Origin of the sequence: Microbacterium meiriae (assembly GCF_040685015.1) — a bacterium.
GTDB classification, from domain to species: domain Bacteria; phylum Actinomycetota; class Actinomycetes; order Actinomycetales; family Microbacteriaceae; genus Microbacterium; species Microbacterium meiriae.
Genome location: NZ_JBFBHD010000003.1, coordinates 1 through 1,704 on the forward strand (window position 1 = coordinate 1; position 1,704 = coordinate 1,704).

1 rRNA gene is annotated in these 1,704 nt (G+C 55.3%); it reads left to right on the plus strand.

The features are described from left to right. The first annotated feature begins 83 nt into the window (after positions 1 to 83). Positions 84 to 1,608 (plus strand): 16S ribosomal RNA (locus tag AB0N68_RS16795). Positions 1,609 to 1,704 lie beyond the last annotated feature (96 nt).

Sequence of the window (1,704 nt, forward strand, 5' to 3'; positions counted from 1 at the left end):
GGATAGTCAGCAATGATTTATCTCTTTGGTCAGCATCAAACTCGCTGCGTTCCGGTTTTTCCCCGGTTCGTATGCAATTTCTTTTTACGGAGAGTTTGATCCTGGCTCAGGATGAACGCTGGCGGCGTGCTTAACACATGCAAGTCGAACGGTGAACACGGAGCTTGCTCTGTGGGATCAGTGGCGAACGGGTGAGTAACACGTGAGCAACCTGCCCCTGACTCTGGGATAAGCGCTGGAAACGGCGTCTAATACTGGATATGTGACGTGACCGCATGGTCTGCGTTTGGAAAGATTTTTCGGTTGGGGATGGGCTCGCGGCCTATCAGCTTGTTGGTGAGGTAATGGCTCACCAAGGCGTCGACGGGTAGCCGGCCTGAGAGGGTGACCGGCCACACTGGGACTGAGACACGGCCCAGACTCCTACGGGAGGCAGCAGTGGGGAATATTGCACAATGGGCGAAAGCCTGATGCAGCAACGCCGCGTGAGGGATGACGGCCTTCGGGTTGTAAACCTCTTTTAGCAGGGAAGAAGCGAAAGTGACGGTACCTGCAGAAAAAGCGCCGGCTAACTACGTGCCAGCAGCCGCGGTAATACGTAGGGCGCAAGCGTTATCCGGAATTATTGGGCGTAAAGAGCTCGTAGGCGGTTTGTCGCGTCTGCTGTGAAATCCCGAGGCTCAACCTCGGGCCTGCAGTGGGTACGGGCAGACTAGAGTGCGGTAGGGGAGATTGGAATTCCTGGTGTAGCGGTGGAATGCGCAGATATCAGGAGGAACACCGATGGCGAAGGCAGATCTCTGGGCCGTAACTGACGCTGAGGAGCGAAAGGGTGGGGAGCAAACAGGCTTAGATACCCTGGTAGTCCACCCCGTAAACGTTGGGAACTAGTTGTGGGGTCCATTCCACGGATTCCGTGACGCAGCTAACGCATTAAGTTCCCCGCCTGGGGAGTACGGCCGCAAGGCTAAAACTCAAAGGAATTGACGGGGACCCGCACAAGCGGCGGAGCATGCGGATTAATTCGATGCAACGCGAAGAACCTTACCAAGGCTTGACATATACGAGAACGGGCCAGAAATGGTCAACTCTTTGGACACTCGTAAACAGGTGGTGCATGGTTGTCGTCAGCTCGTGTCGTGAGATGTTGGGTTAAGTCCCGCAACGAGCGCAACCCTCGTTCTATGTTGCCAGCACGTAATGGTGGGAACTCATGGGATACTGCCGGGGTCAACTCGGAGGAAGGTGGGGATGACGTCAAATCATCATGCCCCTTATGTCTTGGGCTTCACGCATGCTACAATGGCCGGTACAAAGGGCTGCAATACCGTGAGGTGGAGCGAATCCCAAAAAGCCGGTCCCAGTTCGGATTGAGGTCTGCAACTCGACCTCATGAAGTCGGAGTCGCTAGTAATCGCAGATCAGCAACGCTGCGGTGAATACGTTCCCGGGTCTTGTACACACCGCCCGTCAAGTCATGAAAGTCGGTAACACCTGAAGCCGGTGGCCTAACCCTTGTGGAGGGAGCCGTCGAAGGTGGGATCGGTAATTAGGACTAAGTCGTAACAAGGTAGCCGTACCGGAAGGTGCGGCTGGATCACCTCCTTTCTAAGGAGCATCTGACGCTTCGGCGTCCAGAACCCAGATCGAAGGCATACGTTCTTCGCTGGGAGCTCATGGGTGGAACATTTGACATGGCATCGG